16 protein-coding genes and 1 rRNA gene are annotated in these 18,797 nt (G+C 34.6%); all 17 read right to left on the minus strand.

All coding sequences use genetic code 11. The annotated features are described in order from the left end of the window. Positions 1-59: ribosomal RNA gene (locus QQS35_RS00645) — 16S ribosomal RNA — on the minus strand; the annotation flags it as partial. Positions 60-499: 440 nt separating this feature from the next. Beyond that, complete coding sequence (hfq, locus tag QQS35_RS00650; protein WP_285929761.1) at positions 500-724, minus strand: RNA chaperone Hfq; 225 nt, start codon at positions 722-724, stop codon at positions 500-502. 39 nt (positions 725-763) lie between these two features. Then, a complete protein-coding gene (miaA, locus tag QQS35_RS00655; protein ID WP_285929762.1) occupies positions 764-1,699 on the minus strand; it encodes a tRNA (adenosine(37)-N6)-dimethylallyltransferase MiaA in 936 nt (311 codons plus the stop codon). Between the two features lie 175 nt (positions 1,700-1,874). Next, on the minus strand, positions 1,875-2,327 hold the full coding sequence (locus tag QQS35_RS00660; protein WP_285929764.1) for a Dps family protein: 453 nt from the start codon (positions 2,325-2,327) through the stop codon (positions 1,875-1,877). Between the two features lie 110 nt (positions 2,328-2,437). Further along, complete coding sequence (gene mutL, locus QQS35_RS00665; RefSeq protein ID WP_285929765.1) at positions 2,438-4,291, minus strand: DNA mismatch repair endonuclease MutL; 1,854 nt, start codon at positions 4,289-4,291, stop codon at positions 2,438-2,440. A gap of 16 nt (positions 4,292-4,307) precedes the next feature. Beyond that, entirely contained in the window at positions 4,308-6,905 is a 2,598-nt protein-coding gene (mutS, locus tag QQS35_RS00670; protein ID WP_285929766.1) for a DNA mismatch repair protein MutS, read from the minus strand. A 207-nt stretch (positions 6,906-7,112) separates the two neighbouring features. Continuing rightward, positions 7,113-7,676 (minus strand): outer spore coat protein CotE, encoded by a 564-nt coding sequence (gene cotE, locus QQS35_RS00675; protein WP_285929768.1) that lies wholly within the window; start codon positions 7,674-7,676, stop codon positions 7,113-7,115. Between the two features lie 531 nt (positions 7,677-8,207). Continuing rightward, positions 8,208-8,633, minus strand: a complete 426-nt coding sequence (locus QQS35_RS00680; RefSeq protein WP_285929769.1) for a RicAFT regulatory complex protein RicA family protein — start codon at positions 8,631-8,633, stop codon at positions 8,208-8,210. A gap of 2 nt (positions 8,634-8,635) precedes the next feature. Continuing rightward, on the minus strand, positions 8,636-10,213 hold the full coding sequence (gene miaB / locus QQS35_RS00685) for a tRNA (N6-isopentenyl adenosine(37)-C2)-methylthiotransferase MiaB (protein WP_285929770.1): 1,578 nt from the start codon (positions 10,211-10,213) through the stop codon (positions 8,636-8,638). Positions 10,214-10,383: 170 nt separating this feature from the next. Continuing rightward, entirely contained in the window at positions 10,384-11,313 is a 930-nt protein-coding gene (locus QQS35_RS00690; RefSeq protein ID WP_285929772.1) for a dipeptidase, read from the minus strand. Positions 11,314-11,400: 87 nt separating this feature from the next. Continuing rightward, a complete protein-coding gene (locus QQS35_RS00695) occupies positions 11,401-11,661 on the minus strand; it encodes a stage V sporulation protein S (protein WP_285929774.1) in 261 nt (86 codons plus the stop codon). 107 nt (positions 11,662-11,768) lie between these two features. After that, positions 11,769-12,566: a TIGR00282 family metallophosphoesterase gene (locus tag QQS35_RS00700; RefSeq protein WP_285929776.1), complete on the minus strand. Its 798-nt coding sequence runs from the start codon at positions 12,564-12,566 to the stop codon at positions 11,769-11,771. A gap of 179 nt (positions 12,567-12,745) precedes the next feature. Next, the gene (gene rny / locus QQS35_RS00705; protein ID WP_285929778.1) at positions 12,746-14,311 is read right to left on the minus strand and encodes a ribonuclease Y; all 1,566 of its coding nucleotides are present in this window, start codon (positions 14,309-14,311) and stop codon (positions 12,746-12,748) included. Between the two features lie 359 nt (positions 14,312-14,670). After that, positions 14,671-15,717 (minus strand): recombinase RecA, encoded by a 1,047-nt coding sequence (gene recA, locus QQS35_RS00710; RefSeq protein WP_285929780.1) that lies wholly within the window; start codon positions 15,715-15,717, stop codon positions 14,671-14,673. A gap of 219 nt (positions 15,718-15,936) precedes the next feature. Further along, positions 15,937-17,193, minus strand: coding sequence for a competence/damage-inducible protein A (locus tag QQS35_RS00715; protein ID WP_285929784.1), 1,257 nt, complete (start codon positions 17,191-17,193; stop codon positions 15,937-15,939). Continuing rightward, a complete protein-coding gene (pgsA, locus tag QQS35_RS00720) occupies positions 17,193-17,771 on the minus strand; it encodes a CDP-diacylglycerol--glycerol-3-phosphate 3-phosphatidyltransferase (RefSeq protein ID WP_285929786.1) in 579 nt (192 codons plus the stop codon). The genes QQS35_RS00715 and pgsA overlap by 1 nt, the downstream gene beginning before the upstream one ends. Positions 17,772-17,862: 91 nt before the next feature. Further along, entirely contained in the window at positions 17,863-18,792 is a 930-nt protein-coding gene (locus QQS35_RS00725; RefSeq protein WP_285929787.1) for a helix-turn-helix domain-containing protein, read from the minus strand. Between the last annotated feature and the right edge of the window lie 5 nt (positions 18,793-18,797).

The following is an 18,797-nucleotide window of genomic DNA, read 5'->3' on the forward strand; positions in this document are numbered from 1 at the left end:
TGCATGTATTAGGCACGCCGCCAGCGTTCGTCCTGAGCCAAGATCAAACTCTCCATAAAATGTGAGCTTGGTTGCTCATTACTTAACTAGCTTTTCTTACTTAACATACTGATTGTTTTGTTCAGTTTTCAAAGATCAATATTACGGCGTTGTTTTTTGCGACAACTTTTATATTATATCATTCCACCTCAGTTGAAGTCAATAACTTTTCGAATAATTATTGAAAGGTTATTGTCCTATCAAAAGCGACTTTTTAAACATACCACATTATCACACTTAAAGTCAATAACCTTTTTTAAATCCATAAATTCTCTTAACACATTAAACGCCCGTTTTTCGGGCGGATTAATAATATACCATGAATTCTTTTGGAGTTCAATAAATAATATCATTCCAATTTTCTACAATTATTATTAATCCAAATTTTCCTTTAATAGAAGAATATGCTTTCTAATACTTTTACGTATAAAAAAGGACGCAATATATTGCGTCCTTTTTCTCATTCTGTTTCTAATGTTACATTTTTAGATGGAGCGAATGTCGAGATTGCATGCTTGAATATAAGTTGTTGCTTTCCATCAGTATCAAATAAAACTGTAAAATTATCAAATGCTTTCACTGATCCTCTTAATTGAAAACCATTTGTTAAAAATACAGTAACCTGGATACGATCTTTTCGAAGTTGGTTCAAATATTGATCTTGAATATTTACTGATTGAGACATGAGATTTCCTCCTCTTTTCTATCTATACTTACATTATTTCTATTTATTTTTTAGCTTTCCTGCTAAATCGTTTAAAATAATTTCAAACTTTTCCTCTTTTGAATCGACTGTTATAGAATACCAGTCAACATCCATTTTATTCTTAAACCAAGTATATTGTCTTTTTGCAAACCTTCTAGAATTTTGTTTTAACAACTCTATTGATTCAGCAAGTGACTTTTCTCCTTTAAAATACGGAATCAATTCTTTATAACCTATAGCTTTCATTGACTGCCTGTCCTCTAAACCCTTTTCATAAAAATATTTCACTTCTTTTAATAATCCATTCTCTAACATAGTATCAACACGATTGTTAATCCGATTATAAAGCATTTCCCTATCCATTTCTAATCCTATAAGAATTAAATTATAGGGTGAGTTTACTCGTTGTTTGTCGTGGTATTCACTCATGGTCATACCTGTTCTATCAAATACTTCTAAAGCTCGAATCACACGACGAACATTATTAGGGTGTATCCTTTTAGCTTGTTCAGGATCTATACGCTGAAGTTTTTCATAAACCTTTTGAATTCCTTCTATTTCAATTTCTCTCTCAATATTCTTTTGATAAGAATCATCTCTCTTATTTTCAGAGAAATTATAACTATACAAGGCAGCCTGAATATATAATCCTGTACCTCCAGCAATAATCGGTAAATGATTTCTTTCACTGATTAAGTTAATATAAGTATCAACGTTGGATTGAAAGTCTGCAACAGAAAAAGAATCAGAAGGATCTTTAATATCAATCATATGATGAGGAATTTTTTGCTTTTCATTTTCGGTAATTTTAGCAGTTCCAATATCCATCCCCGAATAGATTTGCATCGAATCCCCACTTATCACTTCTCCATTAAACCTTTTTGCTATTTCAACACTTAAACTTGTCTTTCCCACAGCAGTTGGGCCAACTACTGCAACAACCGTTTGTTTCATATTTATATTCCCTTTCAATATGTAAAAACTGTAAAAAATATTGTCTGTTCATTATACACTAACTAAGATATTCTGCAATAACTTAGTAATTACTTGTTTTTTCTTTACATAAACTTTACTTATTTTCATATATTTCAATAAAAAAAGGTTGTCATAGATGGACAACCTTTTTTTATCATTCGTATGCAATATAAGCTTTTAACATCCAAACGTGCTTTTCAAATCTACCATGAATATCATTTAATAAATCTGCAGTTGGCTGATCATTAATTTCCTCTGTCAAGGGAACACCGGTTTCTTTGATTTCTTTGATCATTGTTTTGTAATCCTCGGACAATTGGTGAATAATTTCGTTTTCTTTGTCATCCGCTTGTGCTTCATGCAGCGTAGTTTCTTTAATGTATTTGTGCATCGTAGCTAAAGGTTTACCACCGATTGCTAGAATCCTTTCAGCAATTTCATCTAAATCTTCAGCTGCTTCATTATACAAGTCTTCGAAAACTTCATGAAGTTTAAAAAAATGGCGGCCTTGCACAAACCAATGATAACGGTGAAGTTTAATGTAAAGTACTGCAAAGTTAGACAATTCTTGATTCAAAAAATTGATTAGTTTCTGATTTTCTGGCATAAACTTCCCACCTAACCTAGATTAATAACATTACTATTTTTAGTTAGAACTGGATTTTTATACACAAAAACGCCTAACTAAATAAAATATAGCTAGGCGCCAAAACTTCCCTACATTACACGTTTGAACATTTTTTCCATCTCATATTCCGAAAAATGGATTATAATCGGACGTCCATGCGGACATGTAAATGGATCTGTAGATTGTCTTAAATCCTCTAGGAGGCGAAACATATCTTCATTATTTAAATAATGATTCGCTTTTATTGATCGCTTGCAAGACATAAGGATTGCAGCTTCTTCCCTTATTTTATATAAGTTAACTTTTTCATCAGCAATTACTTGATCTACAATTTCGCGAATTACTTCCTCTTCAAAACCTTTAGGAAACCATTGTGGATGAGCACGGATTACATAGCTTTGTTGACCAAAGTGCTCAAAAAATAACCCTACTTTTTTTAATTCTTCCTGATATTGTTCAATCATCAATGCTTCCTGCTTTGAGAAATCAAATGTTAAAGGAAGTAATAACTCTTGTAATTCATTAGGTACATCCCCTATTTTATCACGGAAAAATTCATACTTTATTCTCTCTTGCGCTGCATGCTGATCAATGATAAACAAACCATTTTCATTCTGGGCCAATATATAGGTACCATGGTGTTGCCCAATCGGATACATGACAGGTATTCGTTCTTGCTGTATCTCTTTCGGCTGTTCCTTATTTTGAACAGGAATATCAGTCATTTCGCTAAAAGATTCACTTTCCAAATGATAGTCATGCATTGTTTCTGCCGCCGCTTCTTGTGTAGAAATTAAAGACGCTTTTTCCGTCTGTTTTTTAGTATCATATGGTAATGGAGGTCGATTTTCCTGAAAATCAATCGTGCTATCACTGCTTTGCTTTGGTTCATAAAAAGAAAAGGAATGTTGTGTACTCTGTTCCTTTCGTTTTTTTGCTTGCAACACGTCAGGAATAAGAGACTGTTTACGAAATTCTTGTTTAATAGTCGATTCAACAGCTTCATATAACTCTTTTTCCTTACTAAAACGCACTTCTAATTTTGCAGGATGAACATTAACATCTACTAATATAGGATCCATTTCAATAGACACAACAATTAGCGGGCTTCTTCCAATCGGTAACAAAGTATGATAGCCATTAAGTATTGCTTTATTTAGACCGATACTCCGTATGAACCGACCATTTATAATTGTTGAAATGTAATTTCTAGAAGCACGTGTTACTTCTGGTTTGGCAATGTATCCTTTTATTGAAAAATCAAGGGTTTTATATTCAACAGGTATCATTTTTTTAGCAACACTCATGCCATAAACTTGGGCAATAATCTGTAGTAAATCTCCTCGACCTGATGAATGAAACAATTGTTTTTCATTATGAATTACTTCAAAGCGGATTTCGGGGTGTGATAATGCCATTCGATTAATGACATCCGTGATATGACCTAGCTCGGTATGAATTGTTTTCATATACTTTAATCTAGCAGGTGTATTAAAAAACAAATCATCGACTACTATTTCCGTACCTTGTCTTGCATCCCCTTTTGTTTTGCTAATTACTTTTCCACCTTCTAAATTAAGAATGGTTCCTGCTTGTTCACCAGTAGATGTTTTTAACTTAAGCCTACTGACTGCAGCGATACTTGCTAGAGCTTCTCCACGAAACCCTAAAGTTTTTACGTGAAACAGATCATTTTCATTTTTAATCTTACTTGTGGCATGTCTAAAGAATGCACGTTCACAATCATCTTCAGACATACCTTCACCATTATCTATTATTTTAATTTGTTGAAGTCCCGCCTCTAATACCTCGACTTTTATTGATGTACTGTTTGCATCTATACTATTTTCTACCAACTCTTTTACGACAGAAGCAGGTCTTTCGACTACCTCTCCAGCTGCTATTTTATTGGAAAGAGCGTCAGGCATTTGGATAATTTTCATCACTAATCCCCCTCCGTTATTCCTCATTGGCTTTCTTTTGTAGTCGGTACAATTCATTCATTGCTTCCATTGGTGTCATTTCCATAATGTTTATTTTTTTCAATGACTTCAGCAAATTACTATCTTTAACTTTGTGTTTTGTTAAATTATCTTTTTGTTTATTTTGTTCTTGTCTGAAAAATGATAATTGTTGATCATCTTCTGCGACTAACGTTTGTTTTGTTGTTTCTCGTGTTTGATCATTTTCAAATTGTTTTAATATGACTGTAGCACGATCTATTAATGATTGTGGAAGTTCAGCTAATTTGGCAACATGAATACCATAACTTTCATCAGCCGCGCCATCTTGAATTTGATGTAAAAAAACAACTTTCCCTTGATACTCCTCTGCACGCACATGAATATTCTTCAATTTAGCTAACGATTCTTCTAAACTCGTGAGTTCATGATAGTGAGTAGAAAATAGTGTTTTAGCATGCACTTCTTCATGTAAATATTCAATAATAGCTTGAGCAAGCGCCATACCATCATACGTGCTTGTCCCTCTTCCAATTTCATCTAATAGGATGAGACTATTTTCTGTGGCGTTTGTAATGGCATGTTTAGCTTCTAGCATTTCAACCATAAAAGTACTTTGTCCGGATACTAGATCATCAGCAGCGCCAATTCTGGTAAATATTTTATCAAAAACTGGTAAATTAGCTGATTGGCAGGGAACAAAACAACCAATCTGTGCAAGAATCGCAGTTAATGCGAGTTGCCTCATATACGTACTCTTACCTGACATATTCGGTCCAGTAATTAATAATATATCATTCTCATCATTCATGTTTACATGATTCGGTACAAATGAATCGTTTTTCATAACCTTTTCTACAACTGGATGACGACCATCTTTGATAGTTATTCTTCTTTCGCTATTAAAGATCGGACGGTTATAATCATTAAGTTCGCTAACAGATGCAAAGCCTTGCAAGACATCAATTTCACTTATTTTTTCAGCTAATGCCTGCAATTTAGGTATATATGCCTTTACTTGTTCACGCAGTTCACTAAATAAGAGATACTCTAAATCAACACTTTTTTCTTCCGCTTCCAATATGAGTGACTCTTTTTCTTTTAATTCTGGTGTTATATATCGTTCAGCATTCGTTAACGTTTGTTTTCGCTCATACTTTCCCTCTGGTAATAAATGAAGATTTGCTCTAGTAACCTCAATATAGTAACCGAATACTCTGTTATAACCTATTTTTAAGGACTTAATACTTGTTTCTTCTTTTTCTTTTTTTTCTAGCTCAGCAATCCACTTTTTTCCGTTTCGCGAAGCATCTCTATATTCATCTAGTTGCTGGTTGTAACCATCTTTTATTAATCCGCCTTCTTTTATCGAAATAGGAGGATCTTCTATTATACTATTATCTAATAAACCATATAAGTCTGTTAAAGGATCTAAATGGTCACCTAGTTTATTTACTCGTTGATTAACAAATTGTGTAAGTAATTCTTTTAATTGCGGAATTTTACTCAAAGAAACTTTAAGTTGATTCAAATCCCTAGCATTAACATTACCAAACGAAACTCTGCCTGATAAACGTTCTAAATCGTATATAGACTTTAGAATTTCCCTAATTGCTTCTCGTTCCATGAACTGCTCTAAAAATCCTTCTACAAGATCATATCGTTTCTCTATTGCATTTTGTTGCAACAAAGGTCGTTCTAACCATTTCTTCAACATTCTAGCACCCATAGCTGTGACAGTTTGATCAATCACCCACAAAAGGCTTCCTTGTTTTCCTTTTCTCATTATTGTTTCAGTAAGTTCTAAGTTCCTTTTTGAATACATATCAAGTGTCATAAATTGTTCTAACTCAATTATTTGCACTGGTTTCAAGTGATCTAATGTACGTTTTTGCGTTGATTGCAGGTAGTTTAGCATTCTTCCAAAAGACTGTATAAGCTTTTCCTCTGAAATCGTCTCTACTAAATTTGTAAATGCTTCATTAATTAAAGTCTCATCCATGTAGGACAGCGTAACTTGTAAGCGTTCCGTCAAATCATTCTGATATTTCTCTTCTAAGTCACTAGAAATTACTATTTCTTTAATTGGACGATTAAACAACTCATTTAAGACAGCATCCCACCCGCGATCTATAATAGCAATACTGTTTTCACCAGTTGATAAATCATTATATGTAATAATAAATTCACCGTTAGAAATGTAGGAGATACTTGCTAAGTAGTTGTTTTCTTTGTCATCTAGCATTGTACCTTCCATTACCGTACCTGGTGTGATTAACTGAACTACTTCACGTTTTACGACACCTTTAGCCTGTTTAGGGTCCTCAACTTGTTCACAAATCGCAACCTTGTACCCTTTTTCCACTAAATTTTTTATGTAATTAGCCGCAGAGTGATATGGTATACCGCACATTGGAATTCGATCTTCCCCGCCACCATCTCTACTTGTAAGAGTAATCTCTAACTCTCTTGAAGCAGAAAGAGCATCATCAAAAAACATCTCATAAAAGTCACCTAAACGAAAAAATAAAAAACAATCCTTATAACTAGCTTTTATTTTTAGATACTGTTGTATCATTGGTGTAAATTCCGCCATTGTCTTTCCTCCAACCGACCAGATTCTTTTTCTATTATAGCATACCAAAGCGAGCATTTTTATCGTCCTGTTTATGGAAACTCTGTAAGTCAAAAAGTAAACAGTAAACATTTCTTTAACTAGGAAGGTCTTATAAAGCTGTCAATTCAAAAACAAAAAAACTGAAGTGCAATTGTACCATGCGCACTCCAGTTATAACACCCTACTTTACTCTTCTTCTACATTAGCTAGGAAATCAGGGTCAACGTTTTCGAATTCCTCATCTGATAACTCGAAATCCCAATCGTCATCATCAGCTACTGTACCATTAGGATCCACTTTAACAGTAACCTTTGTTTCACCTATTACTTCTACTAAAAATTCACGCTCTACTTCTACCTTAATTTTGTGATCATGATTTGCAATTGTGCATTCGAGACAATTTGGCTGCTGAATTACTTTCGCAAATACTTCCACTTCATCACCAAGCGTTTGCTCATCTTTTACAGATAATTTAATGTGATCACAATAGGTCACACGCTCCGTAACTACCTCTGTTTTTGTATTGTCATTGTAAGAATACCAAACATTCACATCATAGCTACCATTCACTTCTACAATGTCGTCTCCTTTTTTCTTTGCATTGTATAAATGGTTAATCACCCAACACCCAAGTATACTAGATGGTCTATGCGATGGTGTGATTGTATTTGTATCCTGAGTAAACTTTCGCCCTTTACCAATAACAGCTTTTGTAATAATTTCTCGATATTCTTGATCAAGAAAAGACATAGAACTAAAACCTCCTCCGTTTTTTCATTGTCATTTTATGCATGGCATCTACCTAAAGTGCATAACGTATTCTCTTGTAGAAAATTGATAGTAGACCAGCAAAGGTTTCTAGTTCATCCTATGCAATAGCCTAACAATGTGTACGAATATCACAGAAAAAAGTTATATAAATTACTTTCCTAACGCTTATCATTAAACATCTTTAGGTGTATAACCAACAAAAGCACTGATATATAGTATTAGACAAGGGAAAACATGTGAAAGATATTATTGAAGATAACCACAAGAGAAGTTTAATGAAGAGGTAATTATAAAACATTAAGATAAATGCTAGCACCTCGCTCACTTTTTCCCAAAAGATTAAGAGATGCCTGTATCATACATGGCTAAAAGATAGTCTTAATCAGTTGTGGTTGAGCCACTGAGCTGAATGAGCTACTCGAGTGAACGAGTGTACACATACAATATATTTTAAAATCTCCTGACAAAAAACTGACTCAACAAATTGTTGAGTCAGTTTCAGATTATATATTAATGACCACAAGAGCTACCACTTACTTTAGAACCTGTTTCTCCAGCAAGTAGATCGCCGTCTGTAGAGCGGATGACCTCGTTTGTAACTTCTCTCGCAATTGTATTAGATACAAGTTGTAAGATATCGTTAATCACCACTTGAGTATCTTTAAACTCTTGTACAATAGGTATTTCATCAATTTCTGTTTGTAGTCGATCTATTTCAGCCTCTACTTTTTTTAATGCTTCATGTTTACCGTAAGCTTGAAAATTAACAGCTTGTTTTTGTAATGCTTTAATTTTTTTAATAATAATTTGGATTTTCTGATTTTCATTAAGTTTAGCCTCAATTTGTTTAAAGCGATCTATTTCTTCGATATCAGCTACCATTTTAGCTAGCTTATGCGCTTCTTCTATAACTTCTTTACGTGTGTATTGCGCCATTACTATACCACCTCTACCACTTTTTTCACTAACTCTCCGTCAAGAGACCAGGTTTTTGCTTTTGTAATTTTCACTTCTATAATCTTACCAACAACTGACTTAGGTGCTCTAAAGTTAACCAACTTATTTCTTTCCGTATAACCAGAAAGAACGTCAGGGTTCTTTTTACTCTCACCTTCGACAAGTACTTTAACTATTTGGCCTTCATATTTCTTCATTGCTGCTGCAGATTGTTCGTTAACAAGTGCATTTAATCGTTGTAGTCGCTCTTTTTTCACTTCCATAGGGATGTTATCTTCCCATCTCGCAGCAGGTGTTCCTTCTCTCGGAGAGTATATATACGTATATGCCGCTTCAAATCCTACTTCAGCCATAAGTGTCATGGTATCTTCGAATTGCTCATCTGTTTCATTAGGGAATCCTACTATGATATCGGTAGTTAGCGTAGCGTTAGGCATTGCTGTTCTAATTTTATCTACAAGTCTTAAATATTCTTCTCTCGTGTAGCGACGTGCCATCACTCGTAATACGTCAGAACTTCCTGATTGAACCGGTAAGTGGATATGATCAAGTAAGTTCCCACCCTTGGATAAGACTTCAATTAAGCGATCATCAAAATCTCTTGGATGGGAAGTAGTAAACCTTACTCTCGGAATATCAATTTTACTAATTTCCTCCATCAAGTCACCCAGTCCGTATTCTATTTCTAAATCTTTTCCATATGCGTTCACGTTTTGTCCGAGTAAAGTTATTTCTTTATAACCAGAAGCAGCTAATTGGCGGACTTCTTGAATGATATCTTCAGGCATTCTACTACGCTCTTTCCCTCGAGTGTAAGGTACAATACAGTACGTACAGAACTTATCACAACCGTACATGATATTAACCCAACCCTTTATTTTACCTTTACGCACTTTTGGTAGGTTCTCAATAATATCGCCCTCTTTTGACCACACTTCAAGTACCATTTCTTTACTGAACATCGCCTCTTTTAACAAACCTGGCAAGCGATGAATATTATGTGTACCGAAAATCATGTCAATAAATGGATGTTTTTCAAGTATCCGATTCACTACCGATTCTTCTTGAGACATACATCCACAAACCCCAACAATTAAATCCGGTTTTTCTAATTTCAATGGTTTTAAGTGTCCAATTTCACCAAATACTTTATTTTCAGCGTTTTCCCTAATAGCACACGTATTTAAAAGAATAACATCAGCTTCATTTGTATCATCTGTTGATTCATACCCCATATCGGTTAGTAAACCAGCCATTACCTCTGTATCGTGTTCATTCATTTGGCATCCATATGTGCGAATTAGAAATTTCTTTCCATTTCCTACATTTTGCATTTCCTCTGGAATACTAAAATCATAATGAACTTCTACATCTTCTCTTCTTCGTTTTTTCGCTTTTTTTAAATTTGGGGGCTCATATGTCGCCTGAAAGTACTTACCAATTAGTTCATCTGAATCTATATTTTTAATTCGTTCAAGGTTTGAATCCGGTGCGGATTTTATGTCCGATGGATCTACCTGTTTAATTTGATTCGATTGTTTCCGTTGTTGTTCATTCATAGTAAAATCTCCTTTCTTGGACATATAAAACTTAACGTGAAAAATATTGTTTGATTCCACATTGTTGTTTTGTTCCAATTTAACTATTATATCAATTTTTCATTAGAAAAATAAAGGACTTTCTTCATCATTATATGGTAGATTATTGACAAACACAACAGACTCAACAATTAAGAGCCTGTATGTGGGAATTTTTCTATGAAATTTTGCAAACAAATTTTATGTAATTTATCTCTTTCTATCGTTTTTGATAATTCTGTCAAAAGAAGTTCATAGTCTGAATAATCGTACATACTAATAATATATTTATCTGTACCATCAAAATCCGAACCAAAGCCCAGACATGATTCACCACCCATTGTTAAATAATAATTAATATGGCGGATGATATCCTCGCGTGTTCCCCCATTTACCTCGGACAGAAAATCTGCTACAAATGTAACGCCAATCCAACCATCTTGATCAATTAATGCACGTATTTGTATATCATCAAGATTTCTTTTATGTGACGACAAACTTTTTGCATTTGAATGTGATGCCATAGGAAATTTCGCGATGTTCATTACATCAAAGAATCCTTGATAAGATATGTGTGAAACATCCGTCCAAATTTTTTCTTTATTTAGTAAATGGACAACTTCCTCACCAAACGAACTTAATCCAGCCCCTCTTTCCTCACCAATACCGTCACATACTGCATTAGCCTGGTTCCATGTAAGTCCAACAGATCTAACACCTAAACGAATCAATGTTTTTAGTTTGTTAATATCATTGCCAATCACATGACACCCTTCTAAGGTTAAAATTGCTCCAAGTTCATCATCATTTAAATTTATTAAGTCATCTTTGTTAGAAATAAATTTAACATCCTTATAAGGCTCAATGACTTGCTCAAAAAACAGACTTACCATTTCTAAAGCTACTGTAAATTGCAATTCTTCAGGAACATTATCAGGTACAAAAATTGCGAAGCACTGAACTTTAACTGAACTCTCTTTCCATTTTATATAGTTTACTTGTAATTGATCACTAGAATAAAAAGATAAATTATTTTCCCAAAGCTTCAATAATACATCGCAATGTGCATCAATAACGTCCATAGTCATCCCTCCATCTTTCTATTAAAATATAAATCTATATGAAATGCAAAAAAAACCTGTTTGCATATGCAAACAGGAGGAATTCTATTACCTAGGTTCAATTATAAGTTTAATAGCTGTCCGTTCTTCATTATCAATCATAATATCTGTAAAAGCTGGAATACAAATTAGGTCAACTCCACTCGGGGCAACGAATCCTCGTGCGATAGCTACTGCTTTGACGGACTGGTTTATAGCACCAGCGCCGATCGCCTGAATTTCTGCTGAGCCACGTTCTCTTAGTACATTCGCAAGCGCTCCTGCTACTGAATTAGGATTTGATTTAGCTGAAACTTTTAATATGTCCATTCCTAGTACCTCCTTTGTTTACTAAAGTTGTTCCACTTTTACTATATTCTTGGAGTTGATAGTTATTACCTTTTATTATGAAGTAATTTGTCTAAAAATTCAAATAATCACCCGAAAAACGGGTGATCATCGTTAATTAATATACGCTCTACCTTTGTAGCTATACCTGATTCATTATTTATATCCACCAAAAATCCGTTTAATTGAGTTCTTCCTTCCTTATCAACCTCAAATCGGACTGGTAAATTAGTCAGGAATTTTTTAATTACTGCATCTCTTTCTGTTCCAAGAATACCATCATATGGTCCTGTCATTCCAACTTCCGTTATATATGCACACCCATTTGGTAGTATCCGCTCATCTGCTGTTTGTGTATGGGTATGTGTACCAACTACCGCGCTAACGCGACCATCAAGATACCATCCCATTGCCTGCTTCTCACTTGTAGCCTCTGCATGAAAATCTACAAAGATAATATTCGTTCTTTTTTTTGCTTCTTCAATTAATTGATCCGCCTTACGAAAAGGATCATCATTTGGGGGCATAAATGTTCTACCTTGAAGGTTTATGACTGCTATTTCATGCTTATTTGATTTAACGAAAAGCAAACCTTTTCCTGGTGTATCTTCAGGGAAATTAGCAGGTCTAATCATATGCTTCGCATCATCTATAAATTCAAAAATTTCTTTTTTATCCCAAGTATGGTTACCCATCGTAATCGCTTGAGCACCTATTTCTAAAAATTGTTTATAAATCTTTTCAGTAATGCCTTTTCCTGCTGCAGCATTTTCACCATTAACAATCGTGATATGCGGTTGATACTTTTGTTTTAGTTTGGGTAAATATTGTTGTAACATATCTCTTCCAGGTGAACCAACAATATCACCAATAAATAAAATTCTCATTAAATGTTTACCTTCCTATCTCTTAAATTATGTTAAGTTTTACACATTAACAAGTGAAAGTCAAAATAACGAAAACTTTTTCAAATTATATTCTTACCAGATATTTGAACTTTTTAATGCCCTATTTATTTGTCTATTTTAATTTTTCGGTAAAAAAATAAAACGACCCTAAGGTCGTTTTATTTCGCATACTCAACTGCTCTTGTTTCTCTGATAACAGTTACTTTAATATGGCCTGGATAATCAAGTTCATTTTCTATTCTTTTTCGAATTTCTCTCGCAATTCGCAATGATTCCAGATCATCAATTTCATCAGGTTTTACCATAATTCGAACTTCACGACCAGCCTGAATTGCAAATGATTTTTCAACACCATCATATGATTCAGATATTTCTTCTAGTTTCTCTAGTCGTTTAATATAATTCTCCAATGTTTCACTTCTAGCTCCTGGTCTAGCAGCAGATAACGCATCAGCTGCAGCTACTAGCACCGCTATTACAGAAGTCGGCTCCTCATCACCATGGTGGGAAGCTATTGAATTTATGACAACTGCATTTTCTTTATACTTGGTTGCAAGTTCTTTACCGATTTCCACATGGCTACCTTCTACTTCATGGTCAATGGCTTTACCGATGTCGTGAAGCAATCCTGCTCGTTTAGCGAGCGTTTGGTCTTCACCTAGTTCAGCAGCAAGTAATCCCGAAAGATACGCAACTTCCGTTGAATGTTTTAATACATTCTGACCATAACTTGTCCGATATTTTAAACGGCCTAATATTTTTACTAAATCTGGATGTAGACCATGTACTCCTACTTCGAACGTTGTTTCCTCCCCAACCTCGCGAATATACTCATCTACTTCACGTCTTGATTTGTCAACCATTTCTTCAATACGTGCCGGATGGATACGTCCATCTTGAACAAGTTTTTCTAAGGCTATTCGAGCGGTTTCTCTTCTAATTGGATCAAATCCAGAAAGAATTACTGCCTCTGGAGTATCATCTATAATTAAATCGATCCCCGTAAGCGTCTCGAGGGTTCTGATATTTCGTCCCTCACGACCAATAATACGCCCTTTCATTTCATCATTCGGAAGATTGACAACAGATACAGTTGTTTCTGCAACATGATCTGCAGCACAACGTTGTAAAGCTAGAGACAAAATATTCTTTGCTTTCTTATCAGCTTCTTCTTTCGCACGATTCTCAGCTTCCTTAACCATAATTGCAGTTTCGTGGCTGACCTCTTTTTCTACACGTTCTAGAATAACTTGCTTAGCTTGATCAGTAGTATATCCGGAAATGCGTTCTAGCTCAACTTGCTGCTCGCTTAACATAGCTCCCACTTTGCTTTCCGTTTCTTCAATTTGTTGTTGTTTTTCTGCTAGCGAACTTTCTTTCTTCTCTAACATGAGCTCACGCTTATCTAGCGTTTCATCTTTACGGTCCAGATTCTGTTCTTTTTGCATAAGACGGCTCTCTTGCTTTTGTGCTTCCATCCTTCTCTCACGAAGTTCTTGTTCCGCTTGTTGTCGAAGTTTATGGTTTTCATCTTTAGCTTCAAGAAGCGCCTCTTTTTTGGCAACTTCGGCATTTCTATGCCCTTCTTCAACTATTTGTTTTGCCAATTCTTCTGCACTAGAAATTTTCTTTTCTGCAATAGACTTACGAATCAGATAACCAACAACAATACCGACGATAAGGGTAAGCAAACTGGAGATGACTACGGCTAATATTAATTCCATGGTTTCACCTCCTCTTGCTATTAAATTTGTACAATCAATTTTTAGTCGGCATGTACAGTCTTACAGGTAATTAAATCTGTTTTAAAAAGAATGTATAATAAATATAAAATTATACATGATTAATTTTAATCCTGAGGGTATATAATGTCAAGGAAACGTCAATTTTATCTAGAAATTTTATCCATTATGGATAGAATTCTTGAACTTCACAAAGGATTTTGCCACCTTTTATCTAAACATATCGTTTTTTGTATATGTATTTTACACAAAAAATTTTAAATAGTTGATCTCCGTCAACCAATAATGCTTTTCCAAAATAAAAATCCCTAACTTCAGTAGCTAGGAATTTTTGATTTTTATTATTTTATATCCATCGTTTCTTGATCTTCTTTTTGTGCTTCAGTAGCGTCGTTATCCATTTCATCCATATCATAATGAGCACGAACAGCAAGATAAATCTCTTGAGCAACTTCTTTATTTTCTTTCAAGAATTGCTTCGCATTTTCACGTCCTTGACCAAGACGCTCTTCATTATAAGAATACCAAGCCCCGCTTTTTAATACGATGTCAAGTTCGGAACCAATATCAAGTAGCTCTCCTTCACGAGATATACCCTCACCATACATTATGTCAACTTCAGCCATTCTAAATGGTGGTGCTACTTTATTCTTCACTACTTTAATTCTTGTTTTGTTACCAACCATATCATTTCCTTGCTTTAAAGTTTCTGCTCTACGCACGTCAAGTCTTACAGAAGAATAGAACTTAAGCGCACGCCCACCTGGAGTTGTTTCTGGACTCCCGAACATAACTCCAACTTTTTCACGAATCTGGTTAATAAAAATAGCAGTAGTTTTTGACTTATTAATAGCACCTGATAATTTTCTTAACGCTTGAGACATTAAGCGTGCTTGCAAACCAACATGCGCATCGCCCATTTCACCTTCAATTTCAGCCTTAGGTACTAATGCTGCCACTGAGTCAACTACAACAATATCTACTGCACCACTTCGAACAAGTGCTTCAGCAATTTCAAGTGCTTGTTCCCCAGTATCAGGTTGAGATAGTAATAATTCATCTACATTTACACCAAGATTTCTAGCGTATTTAGGATCTAAAGCATGCTCAGCATCAATAAATGCTGCTTGTCCGCCTTGTCTTTGTGCTTCAGCAATAGCATGCAAAGCTACTGTCGTTTTACCAGAAGACTCTGGGCCATATATCTCAATTACTCTTCCTCTTGGATATCCACCTACACCTAATGCCACATCTAAAGCTAAAGATCCACTTGAGACAGTTGCCATCTTCTGTTCGACTTGATCTCCCATTTTCATAATAGACCCTTTACCAAATTGCTTCTCTATTTGCTTTAACGCCATATCTAAGGCTTGTTTACGATCGCTCAATTTTTGTTTCCCCCTCGTATTTAACTACTACTATCATAACTTGTTTTTTGAGATTTAACAAGCGAAAAGCGAATAAACGTTCCCTTTTTTTATAAACACTTATTTTAAGGAAAATTCATTTATGATTAGCAAGTTCATGCAATATAGATATACTACACTATATAAATTTTAAAATATACCATTTTTAAAAATTCATTTCAAATAAGATTTAATAAACAATTATAGATCCTTTAATAATCGATACAATAGCTCAAATCCTTTTTTTATAGCTCTTGTTCTAATAGTGTCTCGATCACCCTGAAAATGAAATGCTTCGGTATTCATTTCACCTTTATGACCATGACCATGAACACTGATAAAAACAGTTCCCGCTGATTTCCCTTCTGAATCATCAGGTCCAGCTACACCAGTAAAACTAATACCAATCGATGAATTAAGCTTACTACATACATTTTTCGCCATTGCTTCTGCACATTGTTCACTAATAGTTCCATGGACTTCAATTAACTCAGGAGAAATGCCTAATAGATGTTGTTTTGAATATACAGAATAACAAACAACACTACCCATATATACTTGTGACACACCACTTAAGGAAACAATCTCATTTGAGAAACCGCCTCCTGTTAAACTTTCAGCTGCCGCTAACGTAAGTTTTTTGCTTTTTAACAACTCAAATACACATTCATGAATGGAAGTACTGTCATAACCATAAAAATAATTACCAACTTGCTCTAAAACGCTTAACTCTGTTTTGTCGATTAGCTCATTTGCCTTTTCTTTTGATTCAGCTTTTGCAGTTAATCTAATTGCAACTTCACCTTCAGAAGCTAACGGAGCAATAGTCGGATTTTGCTGCACATCGATGAGAGGTTTAAGTTCATGTTCTAATTGGGACTCTCCAATTCCAATAAACCGTAACATTCTCGACTCAATAACAGAAGTAAGTAGAAAGGTTCTTTTAAGATACGGTATGACATGCTCCGTCGTAATAGTTTTCATTTCTCTTGGTACGCCAGGTAGAAACACCCATTTCTTCCCATTAAAATCTACAATCATTCCAGGTGCCATCCCTGTGCTATTTTGAAGAACAAGTGAATTTTCAAAAACCAAAGCTTGTTTTCGATTGTTTGGAGTCATCTTACGCTTCGTTTTAGCAAAATACCCTCTTATCTTATCGATAGTTTGTTCATCTTCTTTTAAATGGTTATTCGTAATTGCTTGAAAAGCTTCCCTTGTCATATCATCATCTGTAGGCCCTAAACCACCAGTAACAATGATAAGGTCAGATCTATCTGAAGCTAGTTGAAATGCCGTCTTAACTCTTTCTAAATTGTCACCAACAACACCGTGAAAATAAACACTAATTCCCTGATTGGCTAGTTTTTGAGATAACCATTGTGCGTTTGTATTGGCGATTTGACCAAGTAGTAATTCGGTACCTACTGCAATAATTTCCGCTTTATATTCACCCATTATTTTGAATCCCTCATCACATGCCAATTTTTAACAAAGTAATCGTATCCAGAAACAACTGTAATAATTAAAGCAAGATATAACATAACGATTCCAAATGGGAAACCTAGGTAAGAGAATGGAAAATCATGTAACAACAATAGAGAAATAGCTACAATTTGCAATACTGTTTTTAATTTCCCCATTTGACCTGCTGCAAGTACGACACCTTCGCCAGCTGCAACAAGACGTAGACCTGTTACTGCAAATTCACGGCTAATTATGACAATAACAATCCAAGCAGGTGCTAAGCCAAGTTCTACTAACAGAATAAGTGCTGCTGAAACTAGTAGCTTATCCGCCATAGGATCCAAAAATTTCCCTAAGTTTGTTACTAAATTATGTTTTCTAGCATAATATCCATCAACCCAATCTGTTGTTGATGCAACAATAAATAATAATGCTGCGACAAAATGAGAAATTGGTAATACTTCTTCTCCAATGTTCCACACACCCCAGTTAAATGGAACGGTTAATAACATAATAAAAATTGGTATTAATAAAATTCTTGAGATAGTAATTCTATTTGGTATGTTCATATTGCCTACTCCTCCAATATTGATTTCTTATTTACGTAAGTTAAACCCTTCCCATCAAGGTTTGATGAAAAGGGCTCAACATTACTTAAGCTTATTCTGAATCTTTTTTGATATTAATCCAAATATTTTGTGTTACTTTTTCATTTCGATCAACCTCATATTCTAGTTCTACTCCGTTGACTTTTATTGTTAAATCAGCAGCATTACCTACGTTAATGTATATTTGTTCTTCACCTGTCATATCAATTTCCAACGGAGAATTATCCGGCGATAAACTCTGTGATTCAAACACTTTCCCTTTACCGTTTTCAACTTGAAACCAAGCATTTCCTGCTGATTCAAGCTGTAATGTAACTTTTTCCCCTGGATTAACAAGGTTATAATTTGACGTAGGTTTACTACCATTCTCATTTTCGGTCTCCACAAAATTCAGAGCAGTATCATTATTACTTGTATCTTCTTCGTCAGCTTGCTCTTCTTCCGTTTCTTCATTTCCCGTGTCCTCTTCCGTTTCTTCATCAGCAGAATCATCTGTTTCTTGTTCATCTGGAGGTAGTGTAACTGTGTCTCCACCGTTATTCCCTTCCGTTTCTTCAAACTGATTTCCATCATTGTTACCATCTAAGAAACCTTCTTGATTAAACCACCAAACCATAAAAATAATCCCTACAATTAATAAGACAAACATTACTGTTGGTAAGAAAGAAAATATAGCTGGACTTTTAGTTGAGGAAGTATCTTTTCTACTTCGTTGTACGCGCGAATATTGAATCGAGCTCTCATCACTAGATGAAGGCAATTCACCTCGATGTTCTTCCATCAATTCTTCAGGGTCCAAATCCACTGCTGTGGCATATTCTTTAATAAATGCACGTATATAAAAATTACCTGGCATTACTTCATAATTACTCTTTTCAATGGCTTGCAAATATCTCGATTGGATTTTTGTTATTTTTTGTAAGTCATCTAAAGATAAATTTTTTGCTTCCCTAGCTTCTTTAAGCTTTGAACCTAATTCCATAATTA

This window comes from Aquibacillus rhizosphaerae, assembly GCF_030282825.1.
Lineage (GTDB): Bacteria > Bacillota > Bacilli > Bacillales > Amphibacillaceae > Aquibacillus_C > Aquibacillus_C rhizosphaerae.